Here is a 20,308-nt window from a genome sequence, read left to right as displayed (position 1 = left end):
ACCTTCGGAGCAGCCTCGTACTCGTGCCGGATATCGTGAGTGGCAGTGACGGCGTGATCAGAGAGGTTGCCGTGTCGGACGTGTCGGACGAAGGACGGCTCATCGCCGGGCGGTACCGGCTGACCGAGCAGATCGGCCGAGGCGGCATGGGTACGGTCTGGCTGGCCGCCGACGAGATGCTCAACCGCCGGGTCGCGCTCAAGCGTCTGCACGAGGATTCGCGCTTCGCCGAGGACGAACTTGCCCTGATGTACGAGCGCACCCGCCGCGAGGCGCAGAGCGCGGCCCGGATCGCGCACCCGAACGTGGTCGTCGTCCATGACGTCGTCGAGGACGACGGGCTGCCGTGCATCGTCATGGAGTACGTGCCCTCCACGACGCTGGGCGCCCTGCTCAAGAGCGGCGGAACCGTTTCTCCCGAGGAGGCCGCCCGTGTCGGCCGGGGCATGGTCGGCGCGCTGCGGGCCGCCCACGAGGCCGGCGTACTGCACCGTGACGTCAAGCCGGGCAACGTCCTGCTCACCGAGGGCGGCCGGGTCGTCCTCACCGACTTCGGCATCGCCACGGCGACCGGCACCAGCACCCTCACCCGGACCGGCGAGATCGTCGGCTCCATCGACTTCATGGCACCGGAGCGCATCCAGGGCGACACCCCAGGGCCCGCCTCCGACCTCTGGGCGCTCGGCGCGACCCTCTACCAGGCGGTGGAGGGGCAGCCGCCGTTCCGCAGGCTCACGCCGGTCGAGACGGCGTACTCCATCGTCACCGCACCCCTGGAGCCGATGAAGCAGGCAGGCCGGCTGGAGCCGCTGATCACGGCCCTGCTGGCCAAGGACCCGGCCGAGCGCCCCTCGGCGGAGGAGACGGAACTGGCGCTGCGGTCGGTGACCGAGGACACGGAACCCCGCGCGTGGACGGCGTCCGTTCCGCTGTCGGCGCCGGGACGGGCCCCGGATCCCGACCGGACCGGCGGCACGCGGAGGAGGACCGGCACGGGGAAGGCGGCTCCCGTACCGTCCGGCGGCGGGCGTGGGCGCCGTACCGTCCTCTGGAGCGCGGTCGCGGTGATCCTGGTCGCCGGGGGCGCGGCGGGCGGCCTCTACTACCTGAACTCGCCCGACAAGGACACGCAGAGCGCGGGCCCGGGGGCGAGCCCCACCCCGACGACCTACGCGCCCTCGCCCGTCCCCGACGGCTACCACCTGGTCACGGAGGGGGCGCTCGGCATCGCCTTCCCGGTGCCGGACGGCTGGACGGTGAACAAGCGGAAGTCCGACGGGGTCGTCTACGTCGATGAGACCAAGCTGGTCGGTCTCAGCATCGGCATGGTGGACCCCGCGGGCGATCCCTTGGCGCACTTCAAGGAGATCGAGACGAACACGAAGATCAACTATCCCGGGGAGAAGTACCGCAAGCTCTACATGCAGCGCACGACGTACCGGGGCCAGAAGGCCGCCGTCTGGGAGTTCACCTTCCAGGGCCGGGCGCGCGTCTTCCACGCCATCAACCTCGGCTTCGGGCGGGAGGGCGGCCGGGAGTACGACATCTATGTCTCGGCGCCCGAGGAGAAGTGGGACACCTACCGGCCGGTCTTCGACCGGGTGCGGGAAGGTTTCCGCATCACGCCCGCGTCCTGAGGCCGGGCCGCGCAATCCGCAGGCATCAGGCATCAATCCGCAGGTCGCAGGTCGCAGGTCGCAGGTCGCAGGACTCAGGCTTCGTCCGTGCCTTCGTGCGCGTGCTTGAGTCGCGTACGTGCGTCGACCCGGTCCGGTCCCGTGACCTCGGCCCAGAAGCGGTGGCCGCTCACGAACACCGCGAGCTCGTGCTCCCGTCGCCGCAGGTCCTCCACCTCGGCCTGTTCGTCGGCCGTCCAGCCCGGTGACGCGGGGCGCTCCACCTTGCGCCAGCCGCCGGTGTCACTGAAACCGTCCAGCGGCTCGACCGACCAGGGGAGCCGCTTCAGTAGGGCGGACAGCTCGGCCCGGACCTGATGCAGCTCCTCCTGACCGGCCAGGAGGTCACTCGGGAAGTCATAGGTCGTCGCCACGCGGTAATGGTACGCCTGTTCGATTTTGAGATGCGAGTTCCTCCGGGGACTTCCTCCCTGTCTTCACGCGAACGAGTGACCGTGCCGGACTGTGCGGGGGAGAGCGGTCAGCGGCCCCCGGCCGCCAGCTCCCGCACCACCCGCGCGGCCACCGGTACGTCCACGCCGTGCCGTTCGGCCGCGCGCAGCAGGGCTCCGCCGATCGCGTCCAGCTCCAGCGGACGGCCCGCCTCGGCGTCGCGCTGCATCGACGAGCGGGTGGCCGGGGGGAAGGCGTCGTAGCGGGCCAGGGCCTGGGCGGGGTCCGCCGGGCCGCCGGAGGCCCGGCTCACCGCCGCCGTCTCCTCGACCAGGGCGGTCAGCTCGTCGCGGTGGCGGGTGCGGACGTCGCCCAGCGGGAGGCCGTACAGGGTGGTCAGCAGAGCGAAGGGGGCGAGGAACGACATCTTCGCCCACAGCACTGCCGCCTCGTCGGGCAGGACGCGGGTGGCCGGTCCGGCGGCCGTGAAGGCGGCGGACAGTACGTCGAGACGCTCGCGCGGTACCGGATCGCCGGCCAGGTCGATCTCCACGAAGGGGCTCGCGTGTTCGATCACGCCGGGTGCTGTACGGGTCGACTCGACGCGGATCACGGCCGGGGCGACGCGGTCGGTGCCGTAGCGGGCACGCAGTGCGGCCGGGTGTTCGACGCCGTTCAGGAACGGTACGACCAGGGCGTCGCCCAGCGCCTTCACCGGGACGCGTTCCAGGGCCGCGTCGAGGCCCGTGTGTTTGACGGCCACGAGGACGGCGTCGACGGCGCCTGCGGGGCTGGGTGCCTCCGGCAGCCCGGTCGCCGCGTCCACCTTCGCCGTGAAATCGCCGAACCGGCCGCTGCGGACGCGGATTCCGCCCTCGCGGAGCGTCCGCGCGGTGTCGTCCCCGGCCAGGCAGAGCACGCGGTGGCCGGCGCGGGAGAGCAGGGCGGCGAGGAGGCCGCCGACGCCGCCGGGGCCGAGTACGGCGAAGGTGAGCGTGTCCTGGCGTACGTCTGCGGCTGTGTCCGTCTGCATGGCTGATCGAACCTCTCCTCGGTCGGCCCCTGGCAGGTGGCCGCTTCGCCGAGCATGATCGCAGCCGGTACGGACGAAGGGCACTCCCCATTCGGCATGCGGACGGCGCGGATCGCCGGGTACGCGCGAGACTGGAGGCATGTGCCGCAGCATCAAGACCCTTCGTCCGCCCGTACTCCCCGAAGAGGCCACCGAGGAGGAGATCAGGGCCGCCGCCCTGCAGTACGTCCGCAAGGTCTCCGGCTTCCGGGCGCCGGCCGCCCACAACCGCGAGGTTTTCGAACACGCCGTCGACGTCATCGCGGCGGCCACCGCCGAACTGCTCGCCGGCATCGAGGTGCGCGGCGGGGGTGGCAGTACGGCGACAGCCCGGCACGCGTCCTGAGAACGCGCGCCGGGCTGTGAGGCTATTGGCTGAGCCACTGGGTCAGCGAGCCACCGGGTCGAGTCGGTGAGCCCCTGAACCTCTAACCGACCGTCCACTTCTGGTTGTCGCCCGTGCCGCAGGCCCACAGCACCATCTGCGTGCCGTTGGCCGTGGCCGCGCCGTACGCGTCCAGGCAGAGGCCCGCGTTGACGTTCGTGAGCGTGCCGTCGGGGTTGACGTTCCACTTCTGGTTGTTGCCGCCGTGGCAGTCCCAGATGACGACCTTGGTGCCGTTGGTCCTGCCGCTGTCGTAGGCGTCCAGGCACTTGTTGCCGTACACCACGAGTTCCTTGCGGGAGGTGTATGTCCACGCCTGGTTGGAGCCGCCGTTGCAGTCCCACAGGGCGGCCTGGGTGCCGTTGGTGATCGTGTTGTCGAAGATGTCCAGGCAACGGTTGGACTGCTTGCCGACGACCAGGTTGCCGTTCGTGCCGGGGACCGGCGCGACGGTCAGCGTGCCCAGGGTCGGGCCGTTGGTGACGGTGAGCGTGTTGGTGGTGCCCTTGGAGAGGGCGACCTGGACGGAGATCGTGCCCGGGGTCGAGCCGGTCGGCGGGAACGACACGGTGGTCGACGTCTGGCCGTTGACCTTGAGGGTCGCCGTCCGGGCGGTGCTCGTGTTGTTCGTGTACGTGAAGTCGGCGACCGCGACACCCGTGTTCGCCGCGCTCACGCCGGTGTAGACAGCGGCGGAGCTGGGCTCGTACGCGCTGCTCGCCGCCTCCGTGCCGCCGTTGATCGTGAGCATCACCGAGCCGCCGGCCGGGACGCTGGTGGTGTAGCCGGTGGTGTACGAGCCGATGTTCGTGCGGCTCCACAGGTCACGGACTGTCGCGGAGGCGTTCGTCAGGCCGAGGTCGGCCCAGCGGACGGTGATGTTCTGGGCGGAGGAGGTGCGGTTGAGGAGCAGGGCGGCACGCTTGCCGGTGCCGGACAGCACCTTGCCGTACACCTGTGCGCCCGTGGTGTCCTCGGCGACCTTGACGCCCTGGAGGCCGCGCGGGTCCTGGTCCACGGCGATGACCTCGGGGTTCTTGAGGATCGCGGCGGACTCGGCGGTCATCGTCGAGAGGTTGTTGCCAGCGAGCAGCGGGGCACCGGAGATGGCCCACAGGTTCATGTGGGTGCGGTTCTGGGCGGCGGTGAGGCCGTCCATGCCGACCATCAGCATGTCCGGGTCGTTGTAGTAGCCGGTGTGCTGGGCGGTGGGGTGCAGGCCCTGGTCGTAGTTGGACAGCATGTTCGTCATCGAGGGCTTGTTGCCCCAGAAGATGATGTCCGTGCTGGTCCGGTACATGGGGGCGAGGCCCGGGGCCCAGTTCCAGGTGTTCTGGTAGCCCCAGTTGCAGATGGAGAGGGTGAGCGGGCGTCCGGTGGTGGCGGACGCGGTGGCCACCGCGTCGCTGATCGCCTTGTACGTGGTCGCCGCGTCGAGGCCTTCGACGTCACCGCCGCACCAGTCGACCTTGACGAAGTCGAAGCCCCACTGGGAGAACTGGAGCATGTCCTGTTCGTAGTGGCCCTCGCTGCCGCTGCCCGGGGCGGCGGGGCGGCCCGTCGGGAAGTAGTAGCCGCAGCCGTCCTTGCCCGCGTCGGTGTAGATGCCGGCCTTGAGGCCCTTGCTGTGGATGTAGTCGGCGATGGCCTTCATACCGCCGGGCCACTCGGACTCGTCGACCGTGATGTTGCCGGCACTGTCCCGGGTGCCCTGCCACCAGCCCTCGTCGATGTTGATGTACTCGTAGCCGGCCTCGGGCAGGCCGGCCGCGACGAACGCGTCGACCTGGCCCTTGATCACGTTGTGGTCGACGACCGCCGCGAAGCTGTTCCACGAGGCCCAGCCCATGGGGGCGGTGGGGACCGGTATCTGGCGTGTGGAGGCGGCGACGGGGGTGGTGTTGTCCAGGGCGGTGGTGTCTTCGGCCTGCGGCTGGGCGAAGAGGAGGGCGGCGGTCGCCGCGGTGGCCAGAGCGAGGGCGCGGATTGCGGTGCGTCTGAGGAGGGATGGGCGCGGCGGGGGGTACATGCGGCTCCTTTCCGGGGCGCGGCGGTGCGACTCCCGGAGTTTGGTCGATATTTCGAACCGCGATCGGCGAACCGAACGAGGGGGCGCGCTGAAATTAGAGCGAGGGGAGGGTTAAGTCAACGGGTGTGGCAGGAGTGGGTTTCCCAACCGGGGGATTTCGGGCGGGACTTGAGGGGGTGCCTGTGAGCTCGGGGGGTTCTGTCGTGTGGCCGGTGCGACTGCGTCGTTGCTTGTCGCGCCCCGGCGGAGCCGCACAATGACGCAGCCCCGCGCCCCTGTCGGGCGCGTCTTCTCGGCGCCCGCCGAGCAGGCGTCCTTACCCGTGCGCGCCGCTCACCCGTGGGCGGCGCATCAGGAAGGCCGCTCCCGCGCCTGCGGCGAAGAGTGCTGCCACGGACACGCCCGTCGACAGCCAGCTCGCGCCCAGCCACTGGCCGCCGAAGTAGCCGAGGGCGACGCTGTACGCGGCCCAGGCCAGGCCGGCCACGATCGACCAGGGCAGGAACTCGCCGACCCGGCGGTGGGCGGCGCCCGCAGCGAGGGAGACGACCGAGCGGCCGGCCGGGGCGAAGCGGGCGACGACGACCAGGATGCCGCCGCTGTGCGCGAGGGCCTGGCCGAGACGTTCCTGCGCGCCGGTCAGGCGCCGGGAGCGGGCGATCGCGCGGTCCAGGCGGGCCCCGCCGTGCCAGGCCAGCCGGTACGCCACCAGGTCGCCGAGGACCGACGCCGTGGCCGCGCACAGGGTGAGCGCGAGGATGTCGGGGACCTCCTGCGGCACCTGCCCGGTGGCCGCGCCCGAACCGGCGGCGGCTGCCGTGGCGGCCGCGATGACCAGGACACCGCTCGGCAGCACCGGCACCAGGACGTCGAGCAGGACGGACACACCCACCAGGGCGTAGATCCACGGGGTCCCGGTCAGGGACCCCACACTCTCAAGCACCGCAGACTCCCCGAAACTCCCCCGTCAGCCCGGATCCGTGCCGCTACCTCGCGGGGGAGTGGCGGGCGGCCTGTGACAGCCATACAGCGTACGCGGGGGGTCCGGCGGGAGATCCACGGGGGGCGCATATGTTCGGCACACGATGTTCACCCTGACGTACGCCGGTGCCCATCCCCGGGATGCGGGAATGGGCACCGGCGTACGAACGAGCGACGGTTCAGCTGGGTCAGGCCGCTACCGGGGTCTTCTCCCGCGACTCCTTCGTCGCGCCCGACGAGCGCTTCGCCAGGAACCGGTCCAGGCCGAACGCGCCGGAGCCGGTGAAGATGAGCAGGAAGAACGCCCAGCAGAAGGCGGCGGCCAGTTCGCCCTGGTTCTGGATCGGCATGAGGGCGTTGGGCTGGTGGACGTCGAAGTACGCGTACGCCATCGCGCCCGAGGCGATGAACGAGGCGGCGCGGGTGCCGAGGCCCAGCAGGACCAGGGTGCCGCCGACCAGCTCGATCACTGCCGCGTACCAGCCGGGCCAGGTACCTGCCGCGACGGTCTCCTCGCCGCCGAGAACGCCGAAGAGCGAACGGGCGCCGTGGCAGGCGAAGAGCAGGCCGACCACGATCCGGAAAAGGCCGATGGCGTAGGGCTGAGCACTGTTGAGGCGAGCGGACATGTGGGGGGTGTCTCCTTCGGTCGGGATCGTTCCGTCCGAAAACTTTCGGGAACGGGGACGGATCGGTCGGGGGCGGAACCGAGCGGGTTACTCCACCGTAGGGGGGCTCAATCGACGCTTGCAAGTTCAACATTTGGCCACGGCTTTGCCTTCTGATGGGCTTCCGTCTGCCCTGTCGATTCGCTGATTTCCGCACGTGGGGAGGCCCTTGGAGTCATTCGCAGCACCGCCCGCGCCACCGCATCCGCGTCCGAAAGTGTGACCGAATCCACGCCAGGGCGAGCCCCGGCCGCTGTCACCCAGTGCACGCCCTCGGTTGGCACCCCGAACGCCAACCTCCTTGTGTGCGGCCGACCTTGACGATCCATCAGCAAATACGGGCGCGGTGTCACGTCCAGTCCGCCGGTTTCGTAGCCGTCGCTCACATGGGGCCTCGCCTGGCCCGTCCTCAGCAGTCGGGCGAGGAGCGGGTCGGCCGTGCGGCGGAGGTCCGCCTCCGGCAGCCGTGCCTCTATGAGTGAGGTCACGCGTACTGCCGAGCCCGGCACATCGGGGGAGTGCGCCACCCACGCCCCGTCCTCGGCCCGCACCGTGAGGCGGGGCCCGAGTATCTCCACCACGCCCGCCGTCATGAGCGCCGCCAGCTCCTCGACGCGCCGCCGGGGCGGCCCGATGGACAGGAAGGCGTTGAGCGGGGTGTACCAGCGGTCCAGGTGGTCCCGGCGCGAGCCGCCCGGCAGCCCGCCGTGATCGACGACCAGCCGCAACTCGTTGCGCAGGTCGCGCAGCACGTCCTGGGCCGCCTTCACGGGCCCGTCGACGTTGCCCAACGCGGCTTGGGCTACGTCCTCGTGGAGGTGGCCGAGCAGCCAGGCCCGCCAGGCGGCGGCATCGGGGAAGACCTGTCCGGCGTACGGCCGTGACATCCGCTCCCAGGACCAGCGGTCGGCCTCCGGTACGCCGAACTCGTCCAGCACGGCCGCCTCTTGGGGGTCGCGGTGCGGGGCGGCGAGGAAGCGCTCCCGGAAGCCGTGGAGCGGGCGGTCCGTCGACTCCCGTGTGCGCAGCAGGGTTTCGTAGTAGACCGTCTCGACCTCCTTCGCCACCAGCGGCCATACCTCCGTGCGGAAGTCGGGCGCCTCGCCGGAGTCGGCGCGCTTGCGGAAGCGGGCGATCTCCTCGTCGGTGAGGACGAGCGGGGTGTGCCTGCCGTACGGGCCCTTCGCGTTGTCGCCGCGTGCCTGGTACGGGATGCCGCGCCGCGAACCCGCGTAGAGCCGTGGCTCACGTCCGGAGGGCAGATAACGCAGCCCGCCCGCACCGGAGTCGGGCGCGTCGCGCACGAAACGGCCGCCGCGGCCCGTCGTCAGGAGGGTCAGATGGTCGAAGAAGTTGAGGCCGAGGCCACGCAGCAGCACCGGTTCGCCGGGGGCGAGCGGCGAGAGGTCGACGTCCGCCGGGTTGGCGGGCGGAATGTGGCACAGGCCGTGGTGACCGGCGTACGAGGCGAGGCGGCGCTGTTCGTCGTCCGGGACGAGGGGGAGGTGGCCCTGGGCCAGGACGACGGCGGTCAGGGCGGACAGGGTGCGGCCGTCCGCGAGGGTGAGGGTCTGGCTGCCGTCGGGGGCGTCGTCGAGGCGGGTCGCGCGGGCCCGGTGCGTCTCGACGCGTACGGCGGGCGGCGCCTCGCGCACGACCTTCGCGAACACCCACTCCAGGTAACGCCCGTAGTGGGCGCGGGTCGGGTAGTCGTCCGGCCCCAACCGGCCTTCCGCGTCAGGTGAGTCGCGCGCCCACTCGTACAGGCTCGGGCCCGGCCGGACCGGGCCGGAGCAGTCCACGCTGTCGTCGGTGAAGAGGGTCACCTGCGAGGCCACGGTGTTCATCAGCAGCCGGGGCGACTGAGAGGTGCGCCAGACCTGCCCGGCGCCCGGCGGTGCCGGGTCGACGACGTGGACGGTCAACCGGGCCCCGGGCGGGAGGAGTTCGGGAGCGGAGGCGCAGAGGCGTTCCAGCACGCTGGTGCCGCGCGGGCCGGCACCGACCAGGGCGACTGACACGGAGAGGGGTTCGGACGTGATCCCGGAGACGGTCCTGGACGGCTCGACGGGCGCTGGAGACATGGGGGAACTCCCGGGCGTGTGGGGCGCGTTGGCAGCGAACCGTCAACCGGAAGCAGACGGTCCGCCACATCATGCCGTCGGCGGCCACACGAACCGAGCACCGGGGACGAGGCTCGCCGCCGGTGTGGGATGCCTCACCCGCTCAGCTTCGACTCCATGACCGTCTCCAGCTGGGCACTGCCCCGCTGTCCCTGTGCCCGCTCCAGTCGCAGCCGCGCCGAACGGCCGTGCAGGGTCAGGGTCATCAGCATGTTGCCGAACCACGGGCCGTCCGTCTTGCGCCAGGTGACCGGCGGACGCGGGACCCGGCCGTGCCGGGCGAGGCGGCGGCCCAGGGCGCGGCCCAGGCCGCTCCAGCCCAGACGGAAGCCGACCTTGATGTAGAGGGGGATGGCGTTGTGGACGGGTGAGCAGGTCAGTTGGAGGACGCGGGCGTCCGGGCGGGCGGACTCGGGCCAGGTGGCCTCGGCCGCGTACGCGTGGTGGACGTCTCCCGACAGGACCAGCACCGTCGCCGGGGCCCCGGGGCCCGAACCGGCCTTCGCGATCAGGTCGGCCAGGGCGGTGAACGAGGTGGTGAAGGCCGCCCAGTGTTCGAGGTCGGCCCCGCGGCGCAGCGTCTCCCCGAACCGGGCCCAGCGCGTGCCCCGTTCGCCCCCGCACAGTGCCTCGTCCCACGCCTCGGCGTCGTGCACGAGGTGCGGCAGCAGCCAGGGGAGCGAGGTGCCGATGAGGAGGTGGTCGTACGAGCCGGGATCGGCCAGCGCCTGTTCCCGCACCCACGCCTCCTCACCCGGGTCCAGCATCGCGCGCTCGTCCTCGTCGAGGACGCGGGCCGCCCTGCTGTCCACCATGAGCAGACGTACGCGGCCGAAGTCGCGCCGGTAGCTCCAGCGGACCGAGGCGGGGTCGGCGTCCGCCCGGGAGGCGAAGGCGCGCACGGCGTCCGTACCGTCGGCACTCTCGCGTACGGCCGCGTAGAGCGGGTCGGTGGCGAGCTCGTCCGGGGCGAGGTTGCCCAGGTGCTGGTGCACCCAGTACGACATCAGACCGCTCAGCAGCCGCTCGCGCCACCACGGGGTCTCCCGCATGTCGGCCAGCCAGGCGGCGCTGGTGTTCCAGTCGTCGATGACGTCGTGGTCGTCGAAGATCATGCAGCTGGGGACGGTGGAGAGCAGCCAGCGGACCTCGGGGTCGAGCCAGGACTCGTAGTAGAGGTGGGTGTACTCCTCGTAGTCCGCGACCTCCGCGCCCGGCGGTTCGGACAGGTCGCGGCGGGAGGCCAGCCAGTCGCGGGTGGCGTCGGACACCTCGTCGGCGTACACCTGGTCGCCCAACAGGAGGAGGACGTCCGGGCGTTCGGCCTCGGGGTCGGCCGCGATGCGTGCCGCCAGGGTGTCCAGGGCGTCCGCCCCCACCGGGTCCTTCTCGCCGGCGGCCGGCGCCGCCCAGCGGCAGGACCCGAAGGCGACCCGCAGCGCGTCGCCCCTGCCCTCGCCCGCGTCCTCCTCGGGGGTGCGGATGACGGAGGGCGGGAAGGGCGAGTCGGGCAGCGGCCACACGCGGACACCGTCCAGCAGCACCTCGTACGGATTTGTCGTGCCCGGCGTGAGGCCGGTCACCGGGATCAGCGCGTAGTGGTGCCCCGCGACCTGGAAGGTGCGGGTCTCACCGCCGACGCCGTCCGCACAGCGCGCCTCGGCTAGGCAGGGACGGCTCGCCTCGACCCAGACGGTCGCGGACGAACTGTCGGCGTACCTCAATAGCGGTCCCAGACGAAGTGTCGCCACGTGATCACCCTCCTCCGTAGCACCGTACGGTACGGACGACGGAGGAGGGCGGGGAGGTTCCGTGCATGATGCAGGCGATTCTCGGGCGATTTGCCACCGATCGGCGGCCGGCGGGCGACCGGTCGGCGGTTGATCAGTGGTCGCTCAGCAGCCGGCGAGGTCGCTGGTGAGCGCGCTCTTCTCGGCCGAGTCGACGGAGAGGTCGTAGTAGTACTTCACCTGGACCCAGGCGCGGACGTACGTGCAGGTGTACGCGGTGCGCGAGGGCATCCACTCGGCCGGGTCCTGGTCGCTCTTCTGCTGGTTCACGTTGTCCGTGACGGCGATGAGCTGGGGCCGGGTGAGGTCGTTGGCGAACGCCTGACGCTGGGCGGAGGTCCAGCTGTCGGCGCCGGAGTCCCAGGCCTCGGCCAGCGGGACGAGGTGGTCGATGTCGAGGTCGGAGGCGGCCGTCCACGTGGCGCCGTCGTAGACGGAGTACCAGCTGCCGCTGGTGGCCGCGCAGGCGGAGCTGGTGACGACGTTCGTACCGTCGCGCTTCAGGACCGTCTCACGGGTGTTGCAGGTGCCGGAGATGGTGATCCAGTGGTTGAACAGGTCACGGTCGTAGCCGGTGCGGTCCTCGGTCGCCACGGTGAGCGAGGCGAGGTAGGTGCGGGCGGTGGCGGCGCTGACCGGGGTGGGGAGGGCGGCGGAGGCGGTCGGACCGTTGAAAAGTCCGACCGAGGCTATGAGGCCGGTGAGTGTCGCGAGTATGCTGAGCCGTCGACGCGCGTAGAACTTCGGCATGCGAACTCCCTCGGGGGATGGGGATGTTGAGCGCGAGCGAATGAATCGTCGCGTCGCCTGATTGCCGTGAGATGTGCGATCGGTAAGAAGTTAGTGACGTGGGCATGACATAACAACCCTCCGGGTTCGGTTATCGTGGACGGTGCAGAAGGGGAGTAGCTCTTCGCCGGACCGTCGACATACTGCTCAGCTCGTCTGAGCCGGCGCCCGGAGGCAGGTTCCGCACACGCTGTGCGGACCGGCCAGCGAGACCTTCGGCAGAGCAGCACATACGTGTTACGTGTGCTGCCGTGCCGAGGTGTCGCAGCGCGGGAAGCGTGCGGTCATCGCACTCTCGGTGGGGCAGCCCCGACCGATTGAGGAACCTTGATCAGCTTCAGTGTCACGGCGCTCGTCTTCGGCGTCGTCTTCCTTGCCGAACTCCCGGACAAGACCGCCCTCGCCGGGCTCGTCCTCGGCACCCGGTACCGCGCCTCGTACGTCTTCGCGGGCGTGGCCGCCGCCTTCGCCGTCCATGTCGCGCTGGCCGTCGCGGCGGGCAGTGTCCTCACGCTGCTGCCGCAGCAACTCGTCCACGCGCTGACCGGTGTGCTCTTCCTGGGCGGGGCCGCTGTGCTGCTGCTGAAGAAGGGTGAGGAGGAGGGGGAGGTGCGGCGGCCCGGGGACCAGTCCTTCTGGAAGGTGTCGGGGGCCGGCTTCATGCTCATCCTCGTCGCCGAGTTCGGCGATCTCACACAGATCATGACGGCCAACCTCGCCGCCCGTTACGACGATCCGCTCTCCGTCGGTCTCGGCGCGGTGCTCGCGCTGTGGGCGGTGGCCGGGCTCGGGATCGTGGGTGGCCGGGCGCTGATGAGGCGGGTGCCGCTGGAGCTGATCACCAAGGTCGCGGCGGTGCTGATGCTGGCACTCGGGGTGTGGAGTCTTTGGGAGGCGGTGGCCGGGTAGGTGTGACCGGGCGGGGAGTGGGGTGCCTCGGAGGTGACCGATCGGTGAACGATTGCCTCAGACGGTAGCGGGAGGCACGGTTTCTTTTGTACCGTGTAGAAACAAAGTGGCTCCCGCCCGTTTTCCCTGACCGGCGGGCGGGGCCGCCTTGGTCCCGTACCTGTGTCTTGGAGCCCGCCGATGACGGCCACCACCGTGCTCACCGCCCGTGCCCTTCTTCTCGACATGGACGGCACCCTCGTCAACTCGGACGCCGTCGTCGAGCGCATCTGGCGCCGCTGGGCGGACCGCCACGGGCTGAACGGCGACGAGGTCATGAAGGTGGTGCACGGTCGGCAGGGGTACGCCTCCATGGCGGTGCTGCTGCCCGACCGGCCCATGGAGCAGAACCACGCCGACAACGCGCGCATGCTCGCGGAGGAGACCGCCGATCTGGAGGGCGTCGTCGCGATACCGGGCGCCTTCGAGTTCCTGGCCTCCCTGCACGGGCTTCCGCATGCGCTGGTGACCTCCGCCGACGTCGCGCTGTCGACCGCGCGGATGCGTGCGGCGGGGCTGGGGCTGCCGGACGTTCGCGTCACCGCGGAGTCAGTCGGGGCGAGCAAGCCGGATCCCGAGGGGTTTCTGAAGGGCGCGGCCGAGTTGGGGGTCGATCCCGCTGACTGTGTCGTCTTCGAGGACTCCGGGGCCGGGATCGAGGCGGGGCGCTCCGCGGGGATGCGGGTGGTGGGGGTTGGGCCGCGGGCCCACTACCACCGGCCGGATGTGGTGGTGCCGGATCTGGTGGGGGTGCGGGTCACTTCCGTGGGGGGCGGGGAGCTGCGGGTGACCTTCGGGGCGGGCGGGGTGTGAGCTCGGGCCCTGTTTCCCACCCACCCGTCTCGGCGTGATTGCCAGGTGGCGTTGAACTTCTTGGTACCGGGCGGTAGTTGAGACACCAGCCCGCTCGCCTGCCCGTGCTGCTTCCGCGGTCCGGGCAGCACCACGTCAGCGCCGACCCGCATATCCAGCCCGTCCGGCGATTGGGGACGAGGCCCGTTCAGGGCCGATGCGGGGGTCTGGGGGCGGCAGCCCCAGGGACGGTCACGCCGACACCGCCGATGCCGATGCCCCGCCGAGCCTGCGCAGCCCTACGGTTCTGTTGTCTCCGACTCCAGCCGTTCGCGCGTAGGGCGGTCGTACACGCCGGGCTCGTCCGGGGCGATGCCCCGTGTCGTCTGGTACGTGGTCACCGCGTTCTCGACGTTGTCGTCGTAGACGCCGTCGGTGTCGTTGAGGTACATGGCCAACTGGCGTAGCCGCAGCTGGAGTTCGAGCACCTCCTCGCCTTGCTCACCGGGACGCAGGACAGGGGGGACGCCCTTGTCGTCCTCGCCGGGAGCCGGGGTGATCGTGCCGGTGGCCTGGGCGGTCGTCGGTGCCTGGGTCGGGGTGGCCGCCGGCCTGGACGGTGTCGCGGAGGGCGCTGTCGGGGTGGGCGACGGCGTCGGGCTCGCGCTGCGGGACGGGGTGGGGGTGGGTGACGGCGATGCCGACACCGTCGGACTGTCGGACGGTGTCGGGGACGCCGTGCTGGTCGTTGCCGCCGGCACGCTCTCCCGGACGTCCTGGGCGGCCGTGTTGTTCCGGTCCGGCTTGTCGTACGTGAACACCCCGCCCACGAGCCCGCCCGCCGCCAGGACGACGACGACCGCTCCGGCGGCGCCGAGAAGAACGGCCCGAGGGCGGCGGCCCGGAACGCTCGCCTGCTCGTCCTCGGCCGAGTGCGCGGAGTGCATGGGGTGGGCGGGGGTGTCCGGGGACTGCCCCACGGCCGGGATCGCTGTGGTCGCTGCCTCGTCCGCCCCCCAGCCGGTCTCCTGGACCGCCGGCATCGGCATCGTGGCCCCGGCCGCCGGGTCGGGGGGCAGGTGCTCGGACGGCGCGGGCGCCGCGGACGGCGCGGGTGTTTCCGGAGTCAGTTCCACGTACGGGCGTATGCGCAGGGGATCGAAGTCCTCCGCTGCCGCCGCCTCCGCCGTGCGGGCTTCGAGGTGGGCGTCGGCGGCGCGTTCGGTGCAGGTGCAGGAGGGTGTGTTGTCGGCTCCCCGGGGCGCGCCGCACTCCGGACACACGTGCCCCTTCGGATCGTTCACTTGCGCGTCGGTTCCTTCCACGTACGAACCCCCGTACGAATGTCAGAGAATATCCAAAGCGTCTTCACACCTTCTCCCGCGCGCCCCCGGAATCCGGGGTTCCATCGATTCTCGTGCGGATTCGACAGGCCATAACCGGTCACACCGACCACGATGGGGGTGTCACAAGAGTCACAGGAGGACTTTCATGGCCGGGGAAGCGCACGGCAGGACGGGGGATGTCGCGGACGGGCGACCGGTGAATCGTGGGCCCGAACACGTGCCCGGGAACGTGCTCGTCTCCATCGGCGCCCTGCTGCTCGGCATGTTGCTCGCGGCCCTCGACCAGACCATCGTGTCGACCGCGCTGCCGACCATCGTCAGTGATCTCGGCGGAATGGATCACCTGTCATGGGTGGTCACCGCCTATCTGCTGGCGTCGACCGCCGCGACCCCCCTCTGGGGCAAACTCGGCGACCAGTACGGCCGCAAGCGGTTGTTCCAGGCCGCCATCGTGATCTTCCTGATCGGTTCCGCGCTGTGCGGGATGGCGCAGAACATGCCCCAGCTGATCGGTTTCCGGGCCCTGCAGGGGCTCGGCGGCGGCGGGCTGATGGTGCTGTCGATGGCGATCGTGGGGGACCTGGTCCCGCCGCGTGAACGAGGCCGCTATCAGGGTTTGTTCGGTGCCGTGTTCGGGGCGACGAGCGTGCTCGGGCCGCTGCTCGGCGGTCTCTTCACCGAACACCTCAGCTGGCGCTGGGTGTTCTACGTCAACCTCCCCGTCGGTGTCGTCGCCCTCGCCGTGATCGCGACCGTGCTGCGCATCCCGCACCGGTCCGCACCGCACGTCATCGACTATCTGGGCACCCTGCTCATCGCCTCCGTCGCCACCTGTCTGATCCTCGTCACCTCCCTCGGCGCCTCCTGGGGCTGGGGCTCGGCACGGATCGTGAGCCTCGCGGTGCTCGGCGTCGTACTGGCCGTCGCCTTCGTCCACGTCGAGCGACGGGCGGCCGAACCCGTCCTCCCGCTCAAGCTGTTCCGGCTGCGCACCTTCACCCTCACCGCCGTCATCAGCTTCATCGTCGGCTTCGCCATGTTCGGCGCGATGACCTATCTGCCGACGTTCCTCCAGGTCGTCCAGGGAGTCTCGCCGACCATGTCGGGCGTGCACATGCTGCCCATGGTGTTCGGCCTGCTCCTCGCCTCCACCGTCTCCGGCCAGATCGTCAGCCGCACGGGCCGCTGGAAGGTGTTCCCCATCGCGGGCACCGGCGTCACCGCCCTCGGCCTCCTCCTGCTCCACCGTATGGACGAGCACAGCTCCACCGGCGAGATGAGCGCCTACTTCCTCGTCTTCGGCCTGGGCCTCGGCCTGGTCATGCAGGTCCTGGTGCTGATCGTGCAGAACGCGGTCTCGTACGAGGATCTGGGTGTCGCCACCTCCGGCGCCACCTTCTTCCGCTCCATCGGCGCCTCCTTCGGCGTGGCCGTCTTCGGTACGGTCTTCGCCGGCCGCCTGGGCGACAAACTCACGGACGCCTTCCGGGGCGTACAACTGCCCGCCGGGGTCTCGGTGGACGCGCTGGAGTCCGACCCGCGCGGCATCGCCGCCCTCCCCTCGGCCCTGCGCCCGCCCGCGCTGCACGCCTACGCGTCCGCCATCACCGACGTCTTCCTGTACGCCGCCCCGGTCGCCGTTCTCGGCTTCGTCCTTGCCTGGTTCCTGCGCGAGGACCGGCTGCGCGGCTCGGTGACCGCGCCCGACGTCACGGAGACGCTCGCCAGCAACCCGGTCCAGCGGTCGTCGTACGACGAGGTGTGCCGTGCGCTGTCCGTGCTCGGCACCCGGGAGGGGCGCCGCGAGATCTACCGGACGATCACCGCACGGGCAGGCCTCGACCTGTACCCGGCGGCGAGCTGGCTGCTGTTGCGCATCCGGCGGTACGGGTGGGCGGAGCCCGCGGTGCTGGCCGAGCGCAGCCTCGTACCGCCGGTCGTGATCATCAAGGCGGCCCGGCAGGTCGAGGAACGCCGGCTCGTCGTACGAGAGGGCCTCGACATGGTCCTCACCGACGAGGGCCGCGAGGCCGCCGAACGGCTGGCACAGGCCCGCGAGGAGTCCCTGGCCGAGCTGCTGGGCGACTGGTGGGGACCGGACCGGCCCACCGACCTGGTCCAGCTGGTGAAACTGCTGAACGAGGAGCTGTGCGGCTCGGACGCGGAGCAGCCGCACAACGGCTCGGCGGACAGGCTCAGTTGAGGCGTACCGGCTTCTCCTGACCGTCCCTCTCCTGATCGCCCCTCTCCTGATCCTCGTCCAGGCTCTTGCGGAACCAGTGCTCGGCGTAGGTGTCGTCGTTGTGGGGCTCGGTCTCCGTGTAGCCGAGGTGTGCGTACAGGGCGCGTGCCTCGACCAGGTCGGAGCGGGTGTCGAGGACCAGGTGCCGGGCGCCGAGAGTCCGTGCCGCGTCCTGAGCCGCCGCCACGAGGAGCCGGGCGCCGCCCCTGCCCCGCATCCCCTCGTACACGAAGACCCGGGTCAGCTCACCGGTCGTGGCGTCGAGGAGCCGTACGCCCGCGCTGCCGGCCGGCTCACCGTCGTACCGGGCGACGAGCAACTGCCCGTGCGGCGGGGCGAGTTCGGAACCCGAGTCGGTTGCGACCCCGCGCTCCAGCTCACCGGGTTCCGTACGCCGGCCCTGGTGCAGGAGGTACCAGCGGTCGCTGACCTCCGTGTAGTACGCCCGCCAAAGGGCGGCAGCGACAGGGGAGTCGAAGGGCTCCGGGGCGATGGTCCAGGTCATGACGGGCATTCTCGGCAGCCGCCCCCGAGGGTGCGCAACCGGATATGCGTGACCTGCGAGTCCTGCCCCGCGCCGTTTGGGGAGCGACTTCCGGGCAACTCGGGACTGTGACCGCCCTGTTCGGACCGTCGGTCGGGTCGGTCGAGAAGTCGGTCGAGAGATCCGGAAGGCGTTCATGTCCACAGGAGTGCTCATCGTTCTGATCGTGATCATTGTCGCGGCCCTCGTCATAGGCGCGGTCGCCCTGAACCGGCGGGCAGCCGGCCCGCACGGCCCACACCACCTGAAACGGCGCTTCGGACCCGAGTACGACCGGGTCGTCTCCCGCCACGACGGGGACACCAAGGCGGCCGACCGCGAGCTCGCCGAGCGTGTCCAGCGCCACGGTGACCTGCGGGAACGGCCGTTGGACCCCGCTGAGCGCGAACGGTTCACGGCCCGCTGGGCGGCCGCCCAGGAACAGTTCGTCGAGTCGCCGCACCAGGCGGTCGCCGATGCCGACCTGCTCCTCCGTGAGCTCGCCGGTGCCCGTGGCTTCCCCAGCGGCGGCGAGTACGAGGAGCAGTTCGCGGCGCTCTCGGTGCACCACGCCGAGCATGTGCACGGCTATCGGCGCGTGCACAGCGCGGCCCACGAGAAGCAGGCCGACACCGAGGAGATGCGCACGGCGATGATCGAGGCCCGCGCCTTCTTCGACGACCTGGTCGACGAGCGGGAGCGGCCCCGGCCGAAGTCGAAGTCGCGACTCAACAAGCTTCAGCTGAAGGGAAGTTGACGGACATGACGGACAACGGCAACCGGGACACGACGAAGCCGGACACCGCGAGGCCGGCCGCCGAGAGGTCGGCCGCGGAGCGGGCGACAGGTGAGAAGGCGACCGGCGACAGGTCGGGCGCCGACAGGCTGGGCACCGAGAACGCGACCGGCGACAGGCTGACCGGCGAGAGGCAGGCCGGCGACAGGTCGGGCGCCGACAGGTCGGGCACCGAGAGTGCGACCGGGGAAAGGCTGACCGGCGAGAGGTCCGCCACCGAGAAGTCGGGCGGTGGCAGGCTGACCGGCGAGAGGGCAGGCCGGGAGGGGTTGGCCGGCGAACGGCAGGTCGGCGAACGGTCGGCCACCGAGAGGACCGATGCCAGGAAGTCGGCCGGTGAGCGGCCGGCCGCCGAGAGGGCGGACGGCAGGAAGTCGGTCGACGGTGCAACCGTACGGCCGCCCGGCTCCGCGCCCGCGGCCACCCGTTCCCCCGACGGCCAGTCGTCCCACGGGGTCGCGCTGCTCGCGCAGGACGAGCGGGACAAGCTCTCACTGCGGCTCCAGCACGCCGTCACCGGCTTCGTGGACGGCCCCCAGGAGTCCGTCGAGGAGGCCGACCGCGTACTGGAGGAGATCACCGAGCGCTTCACGGAGGCGGTGGAGCGCAACCGCCGTACCGTGCGAGCCACCCTGCAGTCCACCGGTGCCAACGACACCGGTGGCGAAACCGAGCGGCTCCGTCTCGCCCTGCGGGACTACCGTGAACTGGCGGAGCGGCTGCTGCGCAGCTGAGGCCCCCGCACACCGCTGAGGCCGCCCGCACCGCAGTCCTGTCACGCCTGCTCCGCCCGCGCCTCCCGCCACTCCCCTACGACGTCGTCGACGTCGTAGGGCTTGAGACCCAGCGGGGGGCCGGGCGGCGGCCTGAGCATCATGTCGCGGATCTTGACGTTGATCTCCGTCACGATCCGGCGGACCGCCCCCTCGGAGGGGGCCTTGTACGCCGCCGCCAGCGCGTCCTCCGCCTCCTTGCGCAGGGCCAGCGTCGGCGGCAGGACCGACAGCCCCTCGCGGGCCATTTTCTGTTTGACCCACCACAGTTCGTCGTACGGCGTGTCAGCACCGTCGGACAGCGGCTTGCCCGCACCGGGAAGCCCGGCGAACTCCCCACGCGCCTCCGCCTCGCGGATCTGCCGGTCGACCCAGGACTCGAAACTCGCACCGGGTGGTTTGCGTTCGGTCATGTGTCCATTGTGCCGGACCTTGCCCAACCCGACGATCGGGCGATTTATCATGCGGCGTCGTACGGCAACATGGCTGCCGTACAGGGACTGTTCAGCAACGACTGTGCCGCGAGGACCGGTCGGGTCACCCTCGGTGACCGTTCAGAAGGAGCGCACGTGCTCGAACTCACCATGGCCACCGTCTCCGGGACGGACGCCGGCGCCACGGCCGGCATGCTCATGGCCGAGGCGCCCAGCGAACCGGGGGCCATCATGCGGGTGGGCCGGGACAAGGCGGTGTGCCGTCTCGTGACCCCCGACGACTGGCTGTTCGTCTCACGGGTCCACCTGGAGTTCCTGTGCGGCCCCGACAACACCTGGCACCTCTCCTGGCTGCAGGGCTCCCAGCCCGACCCGTCCTCCGAAGTCCGGCTGGTGGTGGGCGAGTACGCCCAGACCGTGCCGTACGGAGGGAGCGTGCCGCTGCCCCGGGGCGGCGCCGGTGAGGTCATCGTCCAGGACCGCACCGGGCCGCGCAGTGTCAACGTGGGCTTCTATCACGAGGGTTGAGACACGGGCCGAGGACGGCG

The 20,308-nt window shown here is 71.0% G+C and carries 19 protein-coding genes; 8 read left to right on the top strand and 11 right to left on the bottom strand.

Going from position 1 to position 20,308, the window contains the following annotated elements; all coding sequences use genetic code 11:
- The first annotated feature begins 23 nt into the window (after positions 1-23).
- Positions 24-1,637, top strand: coding sequence for a serine/threonine-protein kinase (locus IEY89_RS08580; protein ID WP_373287208.1), 1,614 nt, complete (start codon positions 24-26; stop codon positions 1,635-1,637).
- A 74-nt stretch (positions 1,638-1,711) separates the two neighbouring features.
- Here IEY89_RS08580 and IEY89_RS08575 read toward each other — a convergent pair whose 3' ends face one another.
- Positions 1,712-2,050: a DUF8825 domain-containing protein gene (locus tag IEY89_RS08575; RefSeq protein ID WP_189146686.1), complete on the bottom strand. Its 339-nt coding sequence runs from the start codon at positions 2,048-2,050 to the stop codon at positions 1,712-1,714.
- Between the two features lie 107 nt (positions 2,051-2,157).
- Complete coding sequence (locus IEY89_RS08570; protein WP_189146685.1) at positions 2,158-3,102, bottom strand: ketopantoate reductase family protein; 945 nt, start codon at positions 3,100-3,102, stop codon at positions 2,158-2,160.
- Between the two features lie 139 nt (positions 3,103-3,241).
- Between IEY89_RS08570 and IEY89_RS08565 the strand changes: the two genes are divergently transcribed.
- Complete coding sequence (locus IEY89_RS08565) at positions 3,242-3,487, top strand: DUF2277 domain-containing protein (protein WP_189146684.1); 246 nt, start codon at positions 3,242-3,244, stop codon at positions 3,485-3,487.
- 82 nt (positions 3,488-3,569) lie between these two features.
- On the opposite strand, the gene IEY89_RS08560 is transcribed toward IEY89_RS08565, so the two are convergent.
- The 6 genes from IEY89_RS08560 to IEY89_RS08535 all read right to left on the bottom strand — a co-directional run bounded on the left by IEY89_RS08560 (position 3,570) and on the right by IEY89_RS08535 (position 11,867).
- Positions 3,570-5,555, bottom strand: coding sequence for a ricin-type beta-trefoil lectin domain protein (locus tag IEY89_RS08560; RefSeq protein ID WP_189146683.1), 1,986 nt, complete (start codon positions 5,553-5,555; stop codon positions 3,570-3,572).
- A gap of 316 nt (positions 5,556-5,871) precedes the next feature.
- Positions 5,872-6,498, bottom strand: a complete 627-nt coding sequence (locus IEY89_RS08555; RefSeq protein WP_189146682.1) for a DedA family protein — start codon at positions 6,496-6,498, stop codon at positions 5,872-5,874.
- Positions 6,499-6,724: 226 nt separating this feature from the next.
- Positions 6,725-7,165, bottom strand: coding sequence for a DoxX family protein (locus IEY89_RS08550; RefSeq protein ID WP_189146681.1), 441 nt, complete (start codon positions 7,163-7,165; stop codon positions 6,725-6,727).
- 107 nt (positions 7,166-7,272) lie between these two features.
- Entirely contained in the window at positions 7,273-9,288 is a 2,016-nt protein-coding gene (locus IEY89_RS08545; RefSeq protein WP_189146680.1) for an FAD/NAD(P)-binding protein, read from the bottom strand.
- Between the two features lie 134 nt (positions 9,289-9,422).
- The gene (locus tag IEY89_RS08540; RefSeq protein WP_189146679.1) at positions 9,423-11,078 is read right to left on the bottom strand and encodes an alkaline phosphatase D family protein; all 1,656 of its coding nucleotides are present in this window, start codon (positions 11,076-11,078) and stop codon (positions 9,423-9,425) included.
- 144 nt (positions 11,079-11,222) lie between these two features.
- The gene (locus IEY89_RS08535; protein ID WP_189146678.1) at positions 11,223-11,867 is read right to left on the bottom strand and encodes an HNH endonuclease family protein; all 645 of its coding nucleotides are present in this window, start codon (positions 11,865-11,867) and stop codon (positions 11,223-11,225) included.
- Between the two features lie 366 nt (positions 11,868-12,233).
- Between IEY89_RS08535 and IEY89_RS08530 the strand changes: the two genes are divergently transcribed.
- Complete coding sequence (locus IEY89_RS08530; protein ID WP_189146677.1) at positions 12,234-12,815, top strand: TMEM165/GDT1 family protein; 582 nt, start codon at positions 12,234-12,236, stop codon at positions 12,813-12,815.
- Positions 12,816-12,995: 180 nt separating this feature from the next.
- Entirely contained in the window at positions 12,996-13,667 is a 672-nt protein-coding gene (locus IEY89_RS08525; protein WP_189146676.1) for an HAD family hydrolase, read from the top strand.
- Positions 13,668-13,945: 278 nt separating this feature from the next.
- Here IEY89_RS08525 and IEY89_RS08520 read toward each other — a convergent pair whose 3' ends face one another.
- On the bottom strand, positions 13,946-14,950 hold the full coding sequence (locus tag IEY89_RS08520; protein WP_189146675.1) for a peptidoglycan-binding protein: 1,005 nt from the start codon (positions 14,948-14,950) through the stop codon (positions 13,946-13,948).
- Between the two features lie 187 nt (positions 14,951-15,137).
- Between IEY89_RS08520 and IEY89_RS08515 the strand changes: the two genes are divergently transcribed.
- Positions 15,138-17,195, top strand: coding sequence for an MDR family MFS transporter (locus IEY89_RS08515; protein WP_229695105.1), 2,058 nt, complete (start codon positions 15,138-15,140; stop codon positions 17,193-17,195).
- Here IEY89_RS08515 and IEY89_RS08510 read toward each other — a convergent pair.
- Complete coding sequence (locus tag IEY89_RS08510; RefSeq protein ID WP_189146674.1) at positions 17,188-17,739, bottom strand: GNAT family N-acetyltransferase; 552 nt, start codon at positions 17,737-17,739, stop codon at positions 17,188-17,190. The genes IEY89_RS08515 and IEY89_RS08510 overlap by 8 nt on opposite strands.
- Before the next feature lie 175 nt (positions 17,740-17,914).
- Here IEY89_RS08510 and IEY89_RS08505 point away from each other — a divergent pair, with 175 nt between their 5' ends.
- Both IEY89_RS08505 and IEY89_RS40480 read left to right on the top strand, forming a co-directional pair.
- A complete protein-coding gene (locus tag IEY89_RS08505) occupies positions 17,915-18,514 on the top strand; it encodes a hypothetical protein (RefSeq protein ID WP_189146673.1) in 600 nt (199 codons plus the stop codon).
- Between the two features lie 5 nt (positions 18,515-18,519).
- Positions 18,520-19,287, top strand: a complete 768-nt coding sequence (locus IEY89_RS40480) for a hypothetical protein (protein ID WP_229695104.1) — start codon at positions 18,520-18,522, stop codon at positions 19,285-19,287.
- A 41-nt stretch (positions 19,288-19,328) separates the two neighbouring features.
- Here the strand turns inward: IEY89_RS40480 and IEY89_RS08495 are convergent, their stop codons facing one another.
- Positions 19,329-19,739 (bottom strand): DnaJ family domain-containing protein, encoded by a 411-nt coding sequence (locus tag IEY89_RS08495; protein WP_189146672.1) that lies wholly within the window; start codon positions 19,737-19,739, stop codon positions 19,329-19,331.
- 156 nt (positions 19,740-19,895) lie between these two features.
- Between IEY89_RS08495 and IEY89_RS08490 the strand changes: the two genes are divergently transcribed.
- Positions 19,896-20,288: an FHA domain-containing protein gene (locus IEY89_RS08490; protein ID WP_189146671.1), complete on the top strand. Its 393-nt coding sequence runs from the start codon at positions 19,896-19,898 to the stop codon at positions 20,286-20,288.
- The last annotated feature ends 20 nt before the right edge of the window (positions 20,289-20,308 follow it).

The sequence above is a fragment of the Streptomyces lacrimifluminis genome (genome assembly GCF_014646095.1).
Taxonomy (GTDB): Bacteria; Actinomycetota; Actinomycetes; order Streptomycetales; family Streptomycetaceae; genus Streptomyces; species Streptomyces lacrimifluminis.
Note: the sequence above shows the minus strand (reverse complement) of the source record. Positions and strands in the feature narration are given on the sequence as shown.